The following is a 15,104-nucleotide window of genomic DNA, read 5'->3' on the forward strand; positions in this document are numbered from 1 at the left end:
GTAGACTGTCGAGGTGTCAGCATCCGTCGCCGAAGTCAACGCCGTCATTGAGCGGCTGTGGCCCATTACCGGCGCCGAGGGCTGGGACGCCCCAGGCTTCCTCGTGGGCGTTCCGACGGCGCCGGTCACCTCGGTCCACCTTGCGGTCGATGCGGTTGCCGAAACCATCGACGAAGCCATCGAGCTGGGTGCAGACCTGCTGCTGGTGCACCACCCGCTCTTGCTGCGCGGCGTGACGACGGTCGCCGAAGACCGGTACAAGGGGGCGATGGTCGGCAGGCTCATCCGCGCCAATTGCGCCCTGATTGCAGCCCACACCAACGCCGACGTCGTCGAGACGGGCACATCCGGTGTGCTGGCGTCCATGCTCGGACTTACCGAGGTCTCGCCGATCGCCCCGTCTGCCGACCCGAGCCAGGGAATCGGCCGCGTCGGCATGCTTCCTCAGCCGACCACTCTCGGCCAGCTGGCCCGCCTGCTCGGTGAGCTGCTGCCGGCCACTGCCAGCGGCGTTCGCGTCGCCGGCGACTACAACCAGCAGGTCCAGCGGGTCGCCCTCTGCGGCGGTGCCGGTGATTCGCTCCTGAGCGCACCGGCAGTGCTGGGGGCGGATGTCTACGTGACCTCCGACCTTCGCCACCACCCGGCCTCGGAATCGCGGGCGAACTCCGCGATCGCCGGCGGCCCGGCACTGATTGACGTGTCGCATTGGGCGAGCGAGTGGCTGTGGCTCGAAACCGCGGCCGCCGAACTGCGTGAAGCGCTCCCGGCGCTCACCGTTACCGTCAGCGACCTGCGCACCGACCCCTGGGATTTTACGATTGTGCAATAGCACTGCAAGCAACCATGACCGCCGGAAAGCCTGAGAGGCCCCAATGCCCCTGAAAGCCAGCCCAGACATCCAGAAGCACCTGCTCGACCTTCAGGCTCTGGACACCAAGCTCAGCCAGCTCGGCCACCAGGCGAAGAGCCTTCCGCAGATCGCGGTGATTGCCGGCCTGAATGCCGAGGCGGATGCCACGCGCGCGCAGCTTCGTACGGAGACGGGCGAGGCAGAAGACACCCGGCTCGAGCTGGGGCGCATCGAGGCAGACGTCGCTGTTGTCGAAGCGCGGATCAAGCGCGATGGCGACCGACTGGACACCACATCATCGGTGAAGGACGTCGCTGGCCTTGAGCAAGAGCTGACAGCGCTGAGGAAGCGCCAGAACGACCTGGAGGAGATCGAGCTCGGCGTCATGGAGACGCTGGAGGAGCGAGAGCAGGCGGTGGCCAAGACCCGTACCGCCCTCGACGAGCTGGAAGCGAAGATCAGCGCCAAGGAGCAGGAACGCGACGCCGCTCTCACCGGCATCAACTCGGAGCGCGGTCACGCTGAAGCCAACCGGGCGACCATTGCCGGGAAGCTGCCGGAGGACCTGCTGGCACTGTACGAGCGCCAGCGTGAGCGTTACGGCTTCGGGGCGTCCCTGCTCCAGGGCGGCGTGTCGATGGCCAGTGGCGTCAAACTCAATGCCAACGACCTCGACGCGATCCGTTCCGCCGCACCTGACGACGTGCTGATCTGCCCGGACAGCCAGGCGATCCTCGTCCGCACAACAGAATCCGGGCTGTAGTCGCCGGTAGACGCTGCACCTGCCCGTAGAATGAGGGCGAATGGGTCGGCAAGACGGTCGCGTCACTCCCTGCCTCTGAAAAGGGTGCAGGGGTGCCGAGGAACGTCCGGGCTCCGTAGAGCAGAACGGTGGGTAACGCCCACCCGGGGTAACCCGCGAGCAAGTGCAACAGAAAGCAGACCGCCACGGGCCGCAAGGCCCGGGGTAAGGGTGAAACGGTGGTGTAAGAGACCACCAGCGGCCGGGGTGACCCGGCCGGCTAGGTAAACCTCGTTCGGAGCAAGGTCAGACAGGGAACGCTACAGGCTGCTCGCCCAGTTCCCGGGTAGACCGCTAGAGGGCTGCGGCAACGTAGTCTCGAGATAGATGGCCGTCCAGCACCGCAAGGTGGGGACAGAACCCGGCGTAACAGCCGGCCCATTCACCCCTGTCAGAGTCCGCGGACCGCCAGCGCGGCGGCGCCGAGGATGCCCGCATTGTTGCGAAGCTCTGCCGGTACGATCGGCGCGCGCAGCTTCAGGAGTGGCAGGAACTCGTCGTGCGCCTTCGATACGCCGCCGCCGACGATGAATAGGTCGGGGGAGAACAACACTTCCAGATGTGAGTAGTACCGCTGCAGGCGCTCGGCCCACACCTCCCAGCTCAGCTCCTCCTCCTCACGGGCGCTGTTCGCTGCGCGGTGCTCGGCAACCGCGCCATCCAGCTCGAGATGCCCGAGTTCAGTGTTCGGAATGAGCACACCGTTGTAGATGAACGCCGAACCGATGCCGGTGCCGAGGGTGGTCACGATGGTGAGGCCGGAACGACCGGCCGCTGCGCCGTAACGCACTTCCGCGTATCCGGCGGCGTCAGCATCATTGACGAAATGGATGTCCCTGGCCAGATTCCGCTCGAAGAGGGCCTCCGCCTCGAGCCCGATCCACTCACTGCTGACGTTGGCGGCCGACATGGTCGTGCCGTTCAGGATCACGGCGGGGAAGCAGACACCGACCGGAATGGCATGATCGTCGTCGACGCCGAGCTCTTCGACGAGCGAGACAACCGCCCCGACAATGCCCTCTGGCGACCCGCCTTCCGGTGTGGACACCTTGAGGCGGTCGGACTCCAGCTCACCGCTGTCCACGTTGACGATGGCAGCCTTGATTCCGGTGCCGCCGATGTCGATTCCCACTGCACGCGTCACGAGGTACTGCCTTTCGGTCAGGAAGTCAGGTCAGGTCGGTCAGGGGAGAGTGAGCACGTCGGCGCCACGCTCCGTGACGACGAGGGTGTGTTCGAACTGGGCGGTGACGCTCTTGTCCTTGGTGGTGACCGTCCAGTCATCCGCCCAGATGTCCCACTCGTGCGTGCCCAACGTCAGCATGGGCTCGATCGTGAACACCATCCCTACCTCCATGACGGTGTCGAACCGGGGCGCCGAGTCGTAATGCGGAATGATGAGCCCGGAGTGGAAGGCCTCACCGACGCCGTGCCCGGTGAAATCGCGGACCACCCCGTACCCGAACCGCCGGGCGTAGGACTCGATGGCGCGCCCGATGACGTTCACCTGGCGGCCGGGTGCTACGGCCTTGATGCCGCGGCCCAGCGCTTCACGGGTGCGGTTCACCAGGTCAGTGACCTCCGCGGACGCCGTACCCACGATGAAGGTGGCATTGCTGTCGCCGTGTACGCCGTTCTTGTAGGCGGTGATGTCGATGTTCACGATGTCGCCGTCTTCCAGGACGGTGTCATCGGGGATGCCATGGCAGATGACCTCGTTCACCGAACTGCAGATGGATTTCGGGAAACCGCGGTAGCCGAGCGTGGACGGGTAGGCGTTGTTCGCCAGCAGGAAGCCGTGCGCGATGGCATCCAGCTCGTCTGTCGTCATGCCCGGGCGCACGTTCTCACCGACCAGCCGGATTGCCTCAGCAGCGATCCTGCCCGACTCCCGGATCAAGGCCACCTTCTCCGGCGGATAGACATCAGACCCGGTGAACCGGGTCGGACCCTTCCTGCCCACATACTCTGGACGCACGATGTCGGCCGGCACCGCGCGTGGCGGGGACTGCGCCCCGGGGATGAGGTGTCCGTTCAGGTCCTTCGGCATATGATCCATGTTAGGTTCACGACGGGAGTTCCCATGACCGAGTGGTGGTACAACCGGGTTACCGGTGAAGTCGAAGAAGGCCCGCAGTCGCTCAGTTCCGAGCGGGACGGTCCGTTCGAGACGCGCGAGGATGCCGCGCGGGCTCCCGAGATCATCGCGGAACGTGCCCGCAAATGGGCTGAGGAAGACGCAGCGGAGAACAGCTGACGCCGGTCGATCAGATAAGGCCCTGGGCGAGCATGGCGTCTGCGACGGTGCGGAACGCCGCGATGTTCGCCCCGGCGACATAGTCGCCTGGGCGCCCGAACTCTTCCGCGGCGTTGCGGGCCGAAGAGTGCACTGTGCTCATGATGCTCCGCAGGCGCTCCTCGCTCGTCTCAAAGTCCCAGTGCTGACGTGCTGCGTTCTGGCTCATCTCCAGCGCGGAGGTCGCCACCCCACCCGCGTTCGCCGCCTTGCCCGGGCCGAAGAGGACGCCGGCGTTCTGGAACAGGTGCACGGCATCCGCCATCGTCGGCATGTTGGCGCCCTCTGAGACCGCGATGACCCCATTGCGGATCAACGCCTCGGCATCGGGCAGCGTCAACTCGTTCTGAGTCGCCGAAGGGAACGCCAACTCTGCCGGAACGTCCCACACGGAGCCGCCCGAGATGAAGCGGGCGTTCGGCTTGCGCTCGGCATACTCGGAAATGCGCCCGCGCTCCACCTCCTTGAGCTGCTTGAGAAGGTCGACATCGATGCCGTCCTCGTCAACGACGTAGCCGGAGGAATCGGATGCGGTGATCGCCTTCCCGCCGAGCTGCGCCACCTTCTCGATCGCGTAGATCGCGACGTTGCCCGAGCCGGAGACGACTGCGGTCTTGCCTTCGATGCCGTCGTGCCTGGTCGCGAGCATCTCTTCAGCGAAGAAGACGGCGCCGTACCCGGTGGCCTCGGTGCGCACCTGCGCGCCACCCCACTGCACACCTTTCCCGGTGAACATTCCGGACTCGTGCCGGTTGGTCAGGCGACGGTACTGGCCGAACAGGTAGCCGATCTCCCGACCGCCGACGCCGATGTCGCCGGCTGGGATGTCGGTGTGCTCGCCGAGATGGCGGTAGAGCTCGCTCATGAAGCTCTGGCAGAAGCGCATCACCTCGTTATCGCTGCGGCCGTGCGGGTCGAAGTCAGAGCCGCCCTTGCCGCCACCGATCCCCTGACCGGTGAGCGCGTTCTTGAAGATCTGCTCGAAACCGAGGAATTTGATGATGCCCAGATTGACCGTGGAATGGAACCGCAGGCCACCCTTGTACGGGCCGAGAGCCGAATTGAACTGCACGCGGAAGCCGCGGTTCACCCGCACCTTGCCGGCGTCATCGACCCACGGAACCCGGAACATCACCTGCCGCTCGGGCTCGACAACGCGCTGAAGGATGCCGGCCTCGATGTATTCGGGATGGCTCGCGATCAGCGGTTCGATGGAATCCAGGACTTCCCGCACGGCCTGGTGGAATTCAGGCTCCCCGGGGTTGCGGGCGACGGTCTGCTCATACACATCGTGGATGGCCAGGGTGGTCTGCTCGTAGGATTCCTGGCTGGTCGAAGTGGTGGAAAGGTACATTAATATCCCTAGATCTGGGGGCAGAAGACGCGCCACCGGATCATCGGCGTCACTCGTAGCTGTGCTCGGGTGCCGGGTAGGCGCCGTTTGCAACATCCGTTCTATAGGCGGTGGCGGCATCCGTCAGAATTCCATTGAGGTCTGCATATTGCCGGACGAACTTGGGAATACGACCAGAGCTCAGTCCAGCCCAATCCGTCCAGACCATGAGCTGGCCGTCGACGTCCGGGCCGGCACCTACGCCGATGGTCGGAATACGCAATTCCCTGGTCACTTGTGCAGCGGCCTCGGCTGGAACCATCTCCAGCACCACAGAGAACGCGCCGGCATCTTCGACGGCGTGTGCGTCGGCGAGAAGCTGTTCGAGCCCTTCGCCGCGTCCTTGGATTATATGACCACCGAGCCCGTGTTCGCTCTGCGGGGTGAAACCGATGTGGGCCATGACCGGAATTCCAGCCGACACGATCCGGCGGATCTGCTCAGCACTGCGCACCCCGCCCTCCAGCTTGACCGCGTGCGCGTGCGTCTCCTTCATGAACCGGAACGCTGTGTGGAGGGCTTCCTCCGGGCTGGACTCGTAGGAGCCGAACGGCAAGTCCGCCACGACGAAAGCACGCGAGACCGCGCCGGCGACCGCTCGGGTGAGGGGGATCAACTCATCGACCGTCACCGGCAGGGTCGTGTCGAATCCCAGCACATTGTTGCCGGCAGAGTCACCGACCAGCAGGAAATCGATGCCCGCCTTGTCGAAGATTCCCGCACTCAGCTGGTCATAGCTGGTGAGGCCGACGATCTTGATCCCGTTCTCCTTCGCGGACTGGAAATGCCGGGTACGAACCTTCTTGAGTCCCGCCTGCGCGGCTGCCTTTGCTGGATCAGTCATGGGGCCACTCTATTCTGCGGATATTGGCTATTCCGTTCGGGATCACGTGGATCAGTCGCTGACGCTGGGGCGGTAGGTGATGGGAAGACGGCGATCGCGTCCGAACGCCATTCCGGAGATTTTCGGGCCGATCGCGCCCTGGCGGCGCTTCCACTCGGCCCGATCGACCAGCGTGGTGACCTCATCGACCGTTTGCGCATCGAAACCGAGCGCGACAACATCCTTCGCTCCCAGCTTCCTGGTGACGTAAGCGTCCAGGATGCCATCCAGCACCTCATAAGGCGGCAGCGAGTCTTCGTCCGTTTGGCCGGGTCGCAGCTCGGCCGACGGCGGCTTCTCAATCGAGTTCTCCGGGATCGGCGGTGTCTCGCCGCGACGCACGGCCTCATCATTCCGCCAGCGCGCCAACTCCCAGACCAGTGACTTGGGAACGTCCTTGATCGGCGCGAAACCGCCGACCGAGTCGCCATAGATGGTGGAGTATCCGACCGCGAGCTCCGACTTGTTGCCCGTCGTGAGCACGAGGTGCCCGTGGGTGTTCGAGAGCCCCATCAGCAGCACAGCACGCACCCGTGCCTGTAGGTTTTCGGCCGCTATGCCGGTCAGGGAGAGCTGCTCTTCGATCGGTGAAACCAGATCGGCAATGGCCTGCACCTGGAAGTTCAGTCCCACCCGTTCCGCGAGGTCCTCGGCGTCGGACTTCGAATGGTCGGAGGAATAGCGGCTCGGCATCGACACGCAGTACACGCCTTCCGGCCCGATGGCATCCGAAGCGAGGACAGCGCAGACCGCGGAGTCGATACCTCCCGACAACCCGAGGATGACAGAACGGAAGCCGTTCTTGCGCACGTAATCGCCGACACCGAGAACGAGCGCATTCCAGAGCTGTTCCCGGTCGTCGCCCAGCTCGGCGACCAGTGTGGAGATCGGTGGTGGCGTGCCGGCCTCGACGTCGAGTGTCACGCGCTGGATATCCGTCGAGGCCGGTGCATCGGTCGCGGCGGCGGCATCAAGGTCGACGACCAGCAGGTGCTCAGAGAATTGCGGTGCGCGCGCGAGGATCGCCCCGGTCCCATCGACGACGACACTGTCGCCGTCGAACACGAGGTCGTCCTGTCCGCCAACAATGTTCACGTACGCGACGATCGTGTCGCTCTCGACGGCCCGGCGGGTGACCAGCGGCAGCCGCACCTCGTCCTTGTCGCGCTCGAAGGGGGAGGCGTTCAGGGTGAGCAGGATTCCGGCGTCAGCGTCGAGAACCCGGGCCACCGGCCCGCCGTCCCGCCACAGGTCTTCGCAGATGATCACAGCGATGTCGACGTCTTTGACGCGCAGGACCAGTAGTTCATCGCCCGGAATGAAGACGCGATACTCGTCGAACACCGAGTAGTTCGGCAGGTGGTGCTTCGAGTAGGTCGCCTTCACGTGGCCGTGATGCAGCACGCTGGCGCTGTTGTGCGCGATGGCGGTCGGCGCGTTGCTGGTGCCAATCGCCCGCGGCTCGAACGGACCATCCGGGTGCCCGACGATCACCGGCAGGTCGCCGAGCCCGGCATCCTGCAATTGCTTCGCGAGGTGACGAACCTCGCGATGTGCGGCCTCCAGGAAGCTGGGCCGCGAAGCCAGGTCTTCGATCGGGTAACCAGAGATCGCCATCTCGCCGGTAGCCAGCAGGTCGGCTCCGTGGGCGGCCGCGCTGCGGGCCGCGTCGATAATCTGCCCCGCGTTGCCGGCCAGGTCACCGACTACGGGGTTGGTTTGGGCCAGCGCCAAGCGAATTCTGGGCATAGCCACTAGCCTAATGGTGGGCAGCAGGGGCCGGGATTATTGGCCTCACCAGGCATGAAGAATGCACGAAGAGGAGCCAATGGACAAGCAGCGCGACTTTGTTCTTCGCACGATCGAGGAGCGGGGCATCAAGTTCGTTCGGCTGTGGTTCACCGACGTTGTCGGCACCCTGAAATCCGTCGCGATCGCGCCAGCCGAGGTAGAGGGGGCGTTCGCCGAGGGCATCGGTTTCGATGGGTCGGCGATCGAGGGCCTCACCAGGACGTACGAAGCGGATGTGCTGGCCCACCCCGATCCGGCAACCTTCCAGATCCTGCCGTGGCGGGGAGAGATCGACCCGACCGCACGGATGTTCTGCGACATCATGACTCCCGACGGTCAGCCGGCGATCGCCGACCCGCGCAACGTTCTCAAGCGCACCCTGGCCAAGGCCGCGGACGCCGGATTCACCTTCTACACGCATCCGGAGATCGAGTTCTACCTGCTCAAGAGCTCCAAGTTCGGCAAGAAGGGTCCGATCCCGGTCGACTCGGCAGGCTACTTCGACAACGTTCCGGGCGGCACCGCCCACGACTTCCGGCGCCGCTCGGTGCGGATGCTCGAAGACCTCGGCATCTCGGTCGAGTTCAGCCACCACGAGGGTGGCCCCGGCCAGAACGAGATCGACCTCCGCTACGCGGATGCGCTGACCACAGCGGACAACATCATGACCTTCCGCACCGTCGTCAAGGAGGTCGCGATCGAGCAGGGCGTGTACGCGACGTTCATGCCGAAACCGCTCACCGATCACCCTGGCTCGGGAATGCACACCCACGTCTCGCTTTTCGAGGGAGACACCAATGCGTTCTACGAGGCCGGTGCGAAGTACCAGCTGTCGAAGGTCGGACGCCAGTTCATCGCCGGCCTGCTGCGGCACGCCCCGGAGATCACGGCAGTCACCAACCAGTTCGTCAACTCCTACAAGCGGCTGTGGGGCGGCGACGAGGCTCCCAGCTTCGTCACCTGGGGGCACAACAACCGGTCCGCCCTGGTGCGGGTGCCGCTCTACAAGCCGAACAAGGGCCAGAGTGCGCGCGTCGAATATCGCGCCATCGATTCAGCAGCGAACCCCTACCTGTCGTTCTCCCTCATGCTGGCGGCCGGGCTGAAGGGTGTTCAAGAGGGTTATGAGCTGCCGCCGGAGGCGGAAGACAACGTCTGGATGCTCACCGATTCTGAGCGGCGTGCGCTCGGCTACAGCCCCCTCCCGGCCAGCCTCGATCACGCGGTCTCGCTCATGGAGAACTCGGAGCTGGTCGCTGAAACACTGGGCGAGCAGGTCTTCAACTATGTGCTGCTGAACAAGCGCCAGGAGTGGAAGGAATACCGGGCACAGGTGACGCCATACGAGTTGGCTCGCAACCTGAAGATGCTCTGACCGCTGTCCGGGTTCCGCGATGTCACGTCCGAGTAGCAGCCTCACCGCGCTGGCGCGCCTCGGGTTCGCCTCCCTCGGCCGGGCGGCTTCCCTCATCGCGGAGGTCTCGGAGGTTCACCCGATCGACCAGGTGCTTCCGGTCTTCTCGGATGCTGCCAACCCCGATCAGGCGCTGGCCAGGCTGAACGACCTCCTGCTGGCCTCTCGCGCCGACGTCGAACCGCTCCTGGGCAAACCGGATGACGCTCGGCGGCTCATCCGCACTCTCGGCGCGTCGGGCGGGATTGCGGAGTTCTTCCTGCGTCACCCGACGGAGCTCACCGCCCTGGCCGACCCGGTCATCGAGCCACCTTCAGTCGAGGAGTACCGCAGCGTCATGCTGCAGTCGGTGGCGGATGCCGCGGGGGAGGAGGAAGCCTGGGACGCGCTGCGCATCCGCTACCGGAGCCAGCTCGCCAGGTTGGCCGCCTACGACCTTGGTCGGCCGGATCCGGTTGGTGCGATCGACGAGGTGACGCGCGCCCTGTCGGACCTTGCCGGCGCCGCGCTGGATGCCGCCCTCGCCGTCGCCCGACGGCACGTGCCGTTCCCGCCGGAGGAGGTGGCTGCGACCCGGCTTGCGGTGATCGGCATGGGCAAGGCCGGCGCCCGCGAACTGAACTACGTGAGCGATGTCGACGTGATCTTCGTGGTGGAGGCAACGACGGGGATCGAGGTGGAGCGTGCCGTGCAGGTCGCCACCGCCCTGGCCGTCCAGACGATGCGCGGCGTCCACGGGGTGAGCCGGGAGCCACCGCTGTGGGAGGTCGATGCCAACCTGCGGCCGGAGGGCAAGGATGGCGCGCTGGTGCGCACCCTGGAGTCGCACCTGGCATACTACGAACGCTGGGCCAAGAGCTGGGAATTCCAGGCCATGATCAAGGCCCGACCGCTTGCCGGCGACCGCGAGCTGGGTGACCGGTACGTGGCCGGCATGGCCCCGAAGGTCTGGTCGAGCGCCTCCCGTGACGGTTTCGTCGAAGGTGTCCAGCGGATGCGGGAGCGCGTCACCGAGAACATTCCGGCTGACGAAGTTGATGTCCAGCTGAAGCTGGGACCAGGCGGACTGCGGGATATCGAGTTCACCATCCAGTTGCTGCAGTTGGTTCACGGGCAGACGGATGATGTTGTCCACCAGCGGGGAACCCTCGCTGCCCTGGAGGCACTGGCCGCGCAAGGCTATATCGGGCGCACGGAGTCCGCGGCGTTCGCCGAGCACTACCGGTTCCTCCGGTTGCTGGAGCATCGGCTCCAACTCACGGGCCTGCAGCGCACCCACCACATGCCGCGCGACCGGGACGAGTTGCGGGTGCTGGCGCGTGCGGTGGGCATCAACGCGGGGGCGGATGCGCTGGTCGAGCGGTGGCATGCCACCAAGCGCGCGGTGCGCACTCTGCACGAACGCTTGTTCTACCGGCCGCTCCTGTCGGCGGTGGCGGCTCTCCCGGAGGAGGATTTCGCGCTGACCAGCGACCAGGCATCCGCACGCCTTGCTGCGATCGGTTTCGTCGATGCGAAGGGTGCGCTCAGCCACATCCGTGCCATGATCGCCGGGGTTTCGCGTCGGGCACAGATCCAGCGCACGCTGCTGCCGGTGATGCTGCAATGGCTGGCCGACGGCGCGGACCCCGATTACGGCCTGCTCAGCTTCCGCAGGCTCAATGAGGACCTGGGGGAGTCGCATTGGTTCCTGCGGATGCTGCGAGACTCCTCTGGCGCTGCCAGCCGCCTGACGCGGGTGCTCTCCGGCTCCCGGTACATCGGCGGCCTGTTCGAGGTCATTCCTGAGGCCGCCGCCTGGCTTGAGCACGAGGCTGAGCTGCTTCCGCGGTCGGCGGCGACCCTCGCGGAAGAGGCGAAGGCGACCGTTGCGCGCTATGACGACCCGGATGCTGCCGCCACCGTACTGAAGGCGGCGCGCCGTCGCGAGGTGCTCCGGCTGGCGCTGGGCTGGATGCTCGGATTCATCGATTCAGCCCAGCTGGGCCACGCGCTGGCGGATGTCACCACGACACTGCTCAGCGGACTGTTGGACTCCCTGCGCCGCGACAACGACGGAATCGAATTCGCCATAATCGGCATGGGCAGGTACGGCGGCCGGGAACTCGGCTTCGGTTCGGACACGGATGTCATGTACGTCTACCGTGCATTGTCCGCCACCCCCGCAGACGCCCAGAAGCGCGCGGAGCACTTGGTGTCGGAGTTGCTGAGGCTCTCGGACGACCTCAAGCTGACGCTCGACCTGGACATCGACTTGCGGCCGGAGGGTAAGAACGGCGCTGTCGTCCGTTCCCTGGACTCGTATCGCGCGTACTACGAGCGCTGGTCGCTCACCTGGGAGGCGCAGGCGTTGCTCCGCGCCAAGGGCATGGTGGGGGATGAGGCACTTCGGCGCGCCTTCGACGCCCTGGCCGATGAGGTGCGCTTTCCGCTGGCGATCACCGACCAGCAGGTTCGTGAGGTGAAGCGCATCAAGGCCAGGGTGGAGTCTGAGCGACTCCCGCAGGGCGCCGACCCCAACCGCCACCTGAAGCTGGGGCGCGGGTCGCTCAGCGACGTCGAATGGTTCGTGCAGCTTCTTCAATTGCAGCACGGCGCCGCTGTCGAGGAGCTGCGGACGACCTCGACTCTCGACGCGCTGGCCACCTCGGTGAAGCACTCCCTGGTACCCGAAGAGGATGCGGCCAAGCTGCGCAGCGCCTGGATCTTCGCCGCGCGTGCGAGGTCCGCGATGACCCTCTGGAGCGCGAAAACCTCCGATGTGCTTCCCCGGGATCGGCAGCAACTGGATGGCGTCGCCCGGCTGATGGGCTATCCGCCGGGCTCAGCCAGCCAGTTGGAGGACGACTACCTGCGCGTTACCAGGTTGTCGAGGACCGTCTTCGAACGGCACTTCTACGGCATCACGGATGATTTCGAGCCCGCCACCGGCTGACTGGCCCGGTTTGTCGAAGGCTAGACCCCGTAGTACAGCTCGTACTCGATCGGAGTCGGCCGCTGGGCTGCTGGCAGGATCTCTTTCTCGCGCTTGTACGCGATCCAGGTCTCGATGAGGTCCATCGTGAACACCCCTCCCGCGAGCAGGAAGTCGTGGTCCTCCTCCAGAGCCTCGAGGGCTGCCTCGAGCGACGCCGGGAGCTGCGGGATGTTCCGCGCCTCCTCAGGCGGCAGCTCGTACAGGTCCTTGTCGACCGGCTCATGAGGCTCGATGCGGTTCTTGATCCCGTCCAGGCCGGCCATCAGCTGGGCCGCGAATGCGAGGTAGGGGTTGCCCGAGGCATCCGGTGCCCGGAACTCGATGCGCTTCGCCTTCGGGTTGGTACCGGTGATCGGGATGCGGATGGCAGCCGAGCGGTTGCCGGCCGAATAGACCAGGTTGACCGGAGCCTCGAAACCGGGGACGAGACGACGGAACGAGTTGAGCGTCGGGTTGGTGAACGCCAGAACAGCCGGGGCGTGCTTCAGCAGTCCGCCGATGTACCAGCGCGCGAGGTCGCTGAGGCCGCCGTAGCCGCTCTCGTCGTAGAACAGCGGCTTACCGTCGCTCCACAGCGACTGGTGCACGTGCATGCCCGATCCGTTGTCGCCGAACAGCGGCTTCGGCATGAATGTGGCAGTCTTGCCCCATTCTTCCGCCGTGTTCTTGACGATGTACTTGAACTTGAGGATGTCGTCTGCCGCGGTGACCATGGTGTCGAACCGGTAGTTGATCTCGGCCTGCCCGCCGGAACCCACCTCGTGGTGGGACCGTTCGAGGATGAGTCCGGCATCGATCAGCTTGAGGCAGATGTCGTCGCGCAGGTCAGCCTGCTTGTCGACCGGGCTGACCGGGAAGTAGCCGCCCTTGAACGGCGTCTTGTTGGCGAGGTTTCCGCCGTCTTCGACGCGCCCGCTGTTCCACGCGCCCTCTTCGGAGTCGACGGAGAAGAAGCTGGAGTTCTGCCTGGTCTCGTAGCGAACGTCGTCGAAGATGTAGAACTCTGCCTCTGGGGCGAAGAACGCGGTGTCGGCGATGCCGGTCGAACTCAGGTACTTCTCGGCCTTCTTGGCCACCTGGCGCGGGTCGCGGGCGTAGATCTCGCCGTTCCGCGGGTTGTAGATGTCGAAGAGCATGATCAGCGTGGTCTCGACGCGGAACGGGTCGATGTAAGCGGTGGTGACATCAGGAATGAGCTGCATGTCCGACTCGTGGATCGACGCGAAGCCCCGGATCGACGAGCCGTCGAAGAGCTGGCCGACGGTGAAGAACTCCTCGTCCACCGTCGATGCCGGGATGTTGAAGTGCTGCTGCACTCCTGGCAGGTCGGTGAAGCGGATATCAAGGAACTTCACATCGTTGTCCTTGATGTACTGGAGTACCTCGGCTGAATCAGTGAACATGTGGTTGAACTCCAACTGGTCCTGGTTGTCGATGCAACTGCGTTCGCAGCCACGTGGGGAGGTTAGCGGCACGGGATTTCCCGGCGGTGTCGCAAATGTTTCGGCGGTGTTACGTCAGCCGGTTCTCATAGGATTGACGGATGCCCTCCACCACTACCCAGCCTACCGGCGCCTCCCCCCGCTGGCCGGGAGAGCGGCTCAGCCTTCCCGAATCCGGCCCCAGATCGGTGGCCCGTCCGGGCCGGCGGATTGCCGCACTCGCCATCGACTTCGCCTTGGCCGCCCTGCTGTCAGCCGTGTTCTTCCAGTACAACGGGTTGGCATCCACCCTGATCTTCGCCATCACGCAAATCGTGTTCATCACGCTCGTCGCCGGCGGCATCGGCCACCTTCTCGTCGGGCTGAGGGTTGTGCCCATCACAGGCGGCTGGATCGGCTGGTGGCGGCCGGTGGTGCGCACCGTGCTGGTCTGCGCGGTGATTCCGCCACTGATCTGGGATTCAGACCAGCGTGGACTCCACGACAAGATCGCGGGAACTGTGCTGGTGAGGCGCTGACGCGTTAGCGAGGCCTCGGCGCGCGCGCCTTGAACGGGTCGACACCCTTGGGGATCGGCAGGCTGCCCTTGGTGAGCGACGACATCCGGTTGCTGACCGCGTAGATCTCCGCCTTGTTGAGTGCCTTCTTGTACTTGCCGAGCGTCGATGGGATCTTGTGCAGCGGCACAGAGCCTTCATCCGGCCCGACGTGCAGGAAGTGCACCGAGACGTTGGGAAGGATACGCGCGACCTTGCGACGCTCCTCGTCCAACATCTTCGTCGTGCGCGATTTCGGTCCTTCGGCGATCAGCACGACGCCACCGCGTCCGACCGCCCGGTAGACGGCATCCTGGGTTTTCGGGCTCACGGCGACCGGAAGCTCACTGGCGGTCCAGCCTCGCCGAAGCGAACTCTTGAGCACGGCGCCGACGGCGCCAGGCTGGCCCTGGATCTGGGAGTAGGCGGCCTTCTCCGCGCGCCGGCCGAGGATGATCAGGAAGGCGAGCACGCCGGCCATCAGACCTGAGACGATCCACAGGATCAGTGGGAACACCGCACCGCCGGAGGTGACGATACCGATCACGACACCGAGGATCAAGGGAAGCGCGAAGCCCCCCGCCATCCACCAGACGGAGTTCGGGTCGTAGCGGCGGGTCATCTGGAAGACCCGGTACATCTGCTTCAGACGACCGTCTTCCTTGGGCGGCTTGGGTGCCTTGTCTTTAGTTCGGGCCATACCCATAAGGATACGGC

The 15,104-nt window shown here is 65.3% G+C and carries 13 protein-coding genes and 1 other RNA gene; 7 read left to right on the forward strand and 7 right to left on the reverse strand.

Features of this window, described 5'->3' with window-relative positions:
* Window positions 1-13 precede the first annotated feature (13 nt).
* The 3 genes from ACX3PH_RS07935 (at window position 14) to rnpB (ending at window position 2,040) form a co-directional block, all read left to right on the forward strand.
* Window positions 14-832, forward strand: a complete 819-nt coding sequence (locus ACX3PH_RS07935) for a Nif3-like dinuclear metal center hexameric protein (RefSeq protein ID WP_459091162.1) — start codon at window positions 14-16, stop codon at window positions 830-832.
* 43 nt (window positions 833-875) lie between these two features.
* Window positions 876-1,616 carry a zinc ribbon domain-containing protein gene (locus ACX3PH_RS07940; RefSeq protein WP_459091164.1) on the forward strand — a complete coding sequence of 247 codons (741 nt, stop codon included), beginning with the start codon at window positions 876-878 and terminating at the stop codon, window positions 1,614-1,616.
* Between the two features lie 41 nt (window positions 1,617-1,657).
* Window positions 1,658-2,040: RNase P RNA component class A (rnpB, locus tag ACX3PH_RS07945), an RNA gene on the forward strand.
* Window positions 2,041-2,046: 6 nt separating this feature from the next.
* Here rnpB and ppgK read toward each other — a convergent pair.
* Window positions 2,047-2,799: a polyphosphate--glucose phosphotransferase gene (gene ppgK, locus ACX3PH_RS07950; RefSeq protein ID WP_459091166.1), complete on the reverse strand. Its 753-nt coding sequence runs from the start codon at window positions 2,797-2,799 to the stop codon at window positions 2,047-2,049.
* A gap of 39 nt (window positions 2,800-2,838) precedes the next feature.
* Window positions 2,839-3,705 (reverse strand): type I methionyl aminopeptidase, encoded by an 867-nt coding sequence (map, locus tag ACX3PH_RS07955; RefSeq protein WP_459091168.1) that lies wholly within the window; start codon window positions 3,703-3,705, stop codon window positions 2,839-2,841.
* 33 nt (window positions 3,706-3,738) lie between these two features.
* On the opposite strand from map, the gene ACX3PH_RS07960 reads away from it, so the two are divergent.
* Window positions 3,739-3,912: a methionine aminopeptidase gene (locus ACX3PH_RS07960; RefSeq protein WP_459091170.1), complete on the forward strand. Its 174-nt coding sequence runs from the start codon at window positions 3,739-3,741 to the stop codon at window positions 3,910-3,912.
* Between the two features lie 10 nt (window positions 3,913-3,922).
* On the opposite strand, the gene gdhA is transcribed toward ACX3PH_RS07960, so the two are convergent.
* The 3 genes from gdhA to ACX3PH_RS07975 are packed head-to-tail and all read right to left on the reverse strand — an operon-like array spanning window position 3,923 to window position 7,976.
* Window positions 3,923-5,305 carry an NADP-specific glutamate dehydrogenase gene (gene gdhA, locus ACX3PH_RS07965; RefSeq protein WP_459091172.1) on the reverse strand — a complete coding sequence of 461 codons (1,383 nt, stop codon included), beginning with the start codon at window positions 5,303-5,305 and terminating at the stop codon, window positions 3,923-3,925.
* A 49-nt stretch (window positions 5,306-5,354) separates the two neighbouring features.
* The gene (gene panB / locus ACX3PH_RS07970; protein ID WP_459091174.1) at window positions 5,355-6,188 is read right to left on the reverse strand and encodes a 3-methyl-2-oxobutanoate hydroxymethyltransferase; all 834 of its coding nucleotides are present in this window, start codon (window positions 6,186-6,188) and stop codon (window positions 5,355-5,357) included.
* Between the two features lie 51 nt (window positions 6,189-6,239).
* Window positions 6,240-7,976: an NAD+ synthase gene (locus ACX3PH_RS07975; RefSeq protein ID WP_459091176.1), complete on the reverse strand. Its 1,737-nt coding sequence runs from the start codon at window positions 7,974-7,976 to the stop codon at window positions 6,240-6,242.
* A gap of 79 nt (window positions 7,977-8,055) precedes the next feature.
* Between ACX3PH_RS07975 and ACX3PH_RS07980 the strand changes: the two genes are divergently transcribed.
* Entirely contained in the window at window positions 8,056-9,393 is a 1,338-nt protein-coding gene (locus tag ACX3PH_RS07980; protein ID WP_459091178.1) for a glutamine synthetase family protein, read from the forward strand.
* 19 nt (window positions 9,394-9,412) lie between these two features.
* A complete protein-coding gene (locus ACX3PH_RS07985; protein WP_459091180.1) occupies window positions 9,413-12,367 on the forward strand; it encodes a bifunctional [glutamine synthetase] adenylyltransferase/[glutamine synthetase]-adenylyl-L-tyrosine phosphorylase in 2,955 nt (984 codons plus the stop codon).
* A gap of 20 nt (window positions 12,368-12,387) precedes the next feature.
* Here ACX3PH_RS07985 and glnA read toward each other — a convergent pair whose 3' ends face one another.
* Window positions 12,388-13,812, reverse strand: coding sequence for a type I glutamate--ammonia ligase (gene glnA / locus ACX3PH_RS07990; RefSeq protein WP_459091182.1), 1,425 nt, complete (start codon window positions 13,810-13,812; stop codon window positions 12,388-12,390).
* 140 nt (window positions 13,813-13,952) lie between these two features.
* On the opposite strand from glnA, the gene ACX3PH_RS07995 reads away from it, so the two are divergent.
* Window positions 13,953-14,369 (forward strand): RDD family protein, encoded by a 417-nt coding sequence (locus ACX3PH_RS07995; RefSeq protein ID WP_459091184.1) that lies wholly within the window; start codon window positions 13,953-13,955, stop codon window positions 14,367-14,369.
* 4 nt (window positions 14,370-14,373) lie between these two features.
* On the opposite strand, the gene ACX3PH_RS08000 is transcribed toward ACX3PH_RS07995, so the two are convergent.
* A complete protein-coding gene (locus ACX3PH_RS08000; protein ID WP_459091186.1) occupies window positions 14,374-15,087 on the reverse strand; it encodes a DUF4191 domain-containing protein in 714 nt (237 codons plus the stop codon).
* Window positions 15,088-15,104: the final 17 nt, after the last annotated feature.

This window comes from Homoserinimonas sp. A520, from assembly GCF_054489245.1.

Excerpts from the sequence above, each read along its gene's own strand:
- ACX3PH_RS07940 (WP_459091164.1), top strand. The coding sequence starts at position 876 with ATGCCCCTGAAAGCCAGCCCAGACATCCAGAAGCACCTGCTCGACCTT.
- map (WP_459091168.1), bottom strand. The coding sequence starts at position 3,705 with ATGCCGAAGGACCTGAACGGACACCTCATCCCCGGGGCGCAGTCCCCG.
- ACX3PH_RS07960 (WP_459091170.1), top strand. The coding sequence starts at position 3,739 with ATGACCGAGTGGTGGTACAACCGGGTTACCGGTGAAGTCGAAGAAGGC.
- gdhA (WP_459091172.1), bottom strand. The coding sequence starts at position 5,305 with ATGTACCTTTCCACCACTTCGACCAGCCAGGAATCCTACGAGCAGACC.
- panB (WP_459091174.1), bottom strand. The coding sequence starts at position 6,188 with ATGACTGATCCAGCAAAGGCAGCCGCGCAGGCGGGACTCAAGAAGGTT.
- ACX3PH_RS07975 (WP_459091176.1), bottom strand. The coding sequence starts at position 7,976 with ATGCCCAGAATTCGCTTGGCGCTGGCCCAAACCAACCCCGTAGTCGGT.
- ACX3PH_RS07980 (WP_459091178.1), top strand. The coding sequence starts at position 8,056 with ATGGACAAGCAGCGCGACTTTGTTCTTCGCACGATCGAGGAGCGGGGC.
- ACX3PH_RS07985 (WP_459091180.1), top strand. The coding sequence starts at position 9,413 with ATGTCACGTCCGAGTAGCAGCCTCACCGCGCTGGCGCGCCTCGGGTTC.
- glnA (WP_459091182.1), bottom strand. The coding sequence starts at position 13,812 with ATGTTCACTGATTCAGCCGAGGTACTCCAGTACATCAAGGACAACGAT.
- ACX3PH_RS07995 (WP_459091184.1), top strand. The coding sequence starts at position 13,953 with ATGCCCTCCACCACTACCCAGCCTACCGGCGCCTCCCCCCGCTGGCCG.
- ACX3PH_RS08000 (WP_459091186.1), bottom strand. The coding sequence starts at position 15,087 with ATGGCCCGAACTAAAGACAAGGCACCCAAGCCGCCCAAGGAAGACGGT.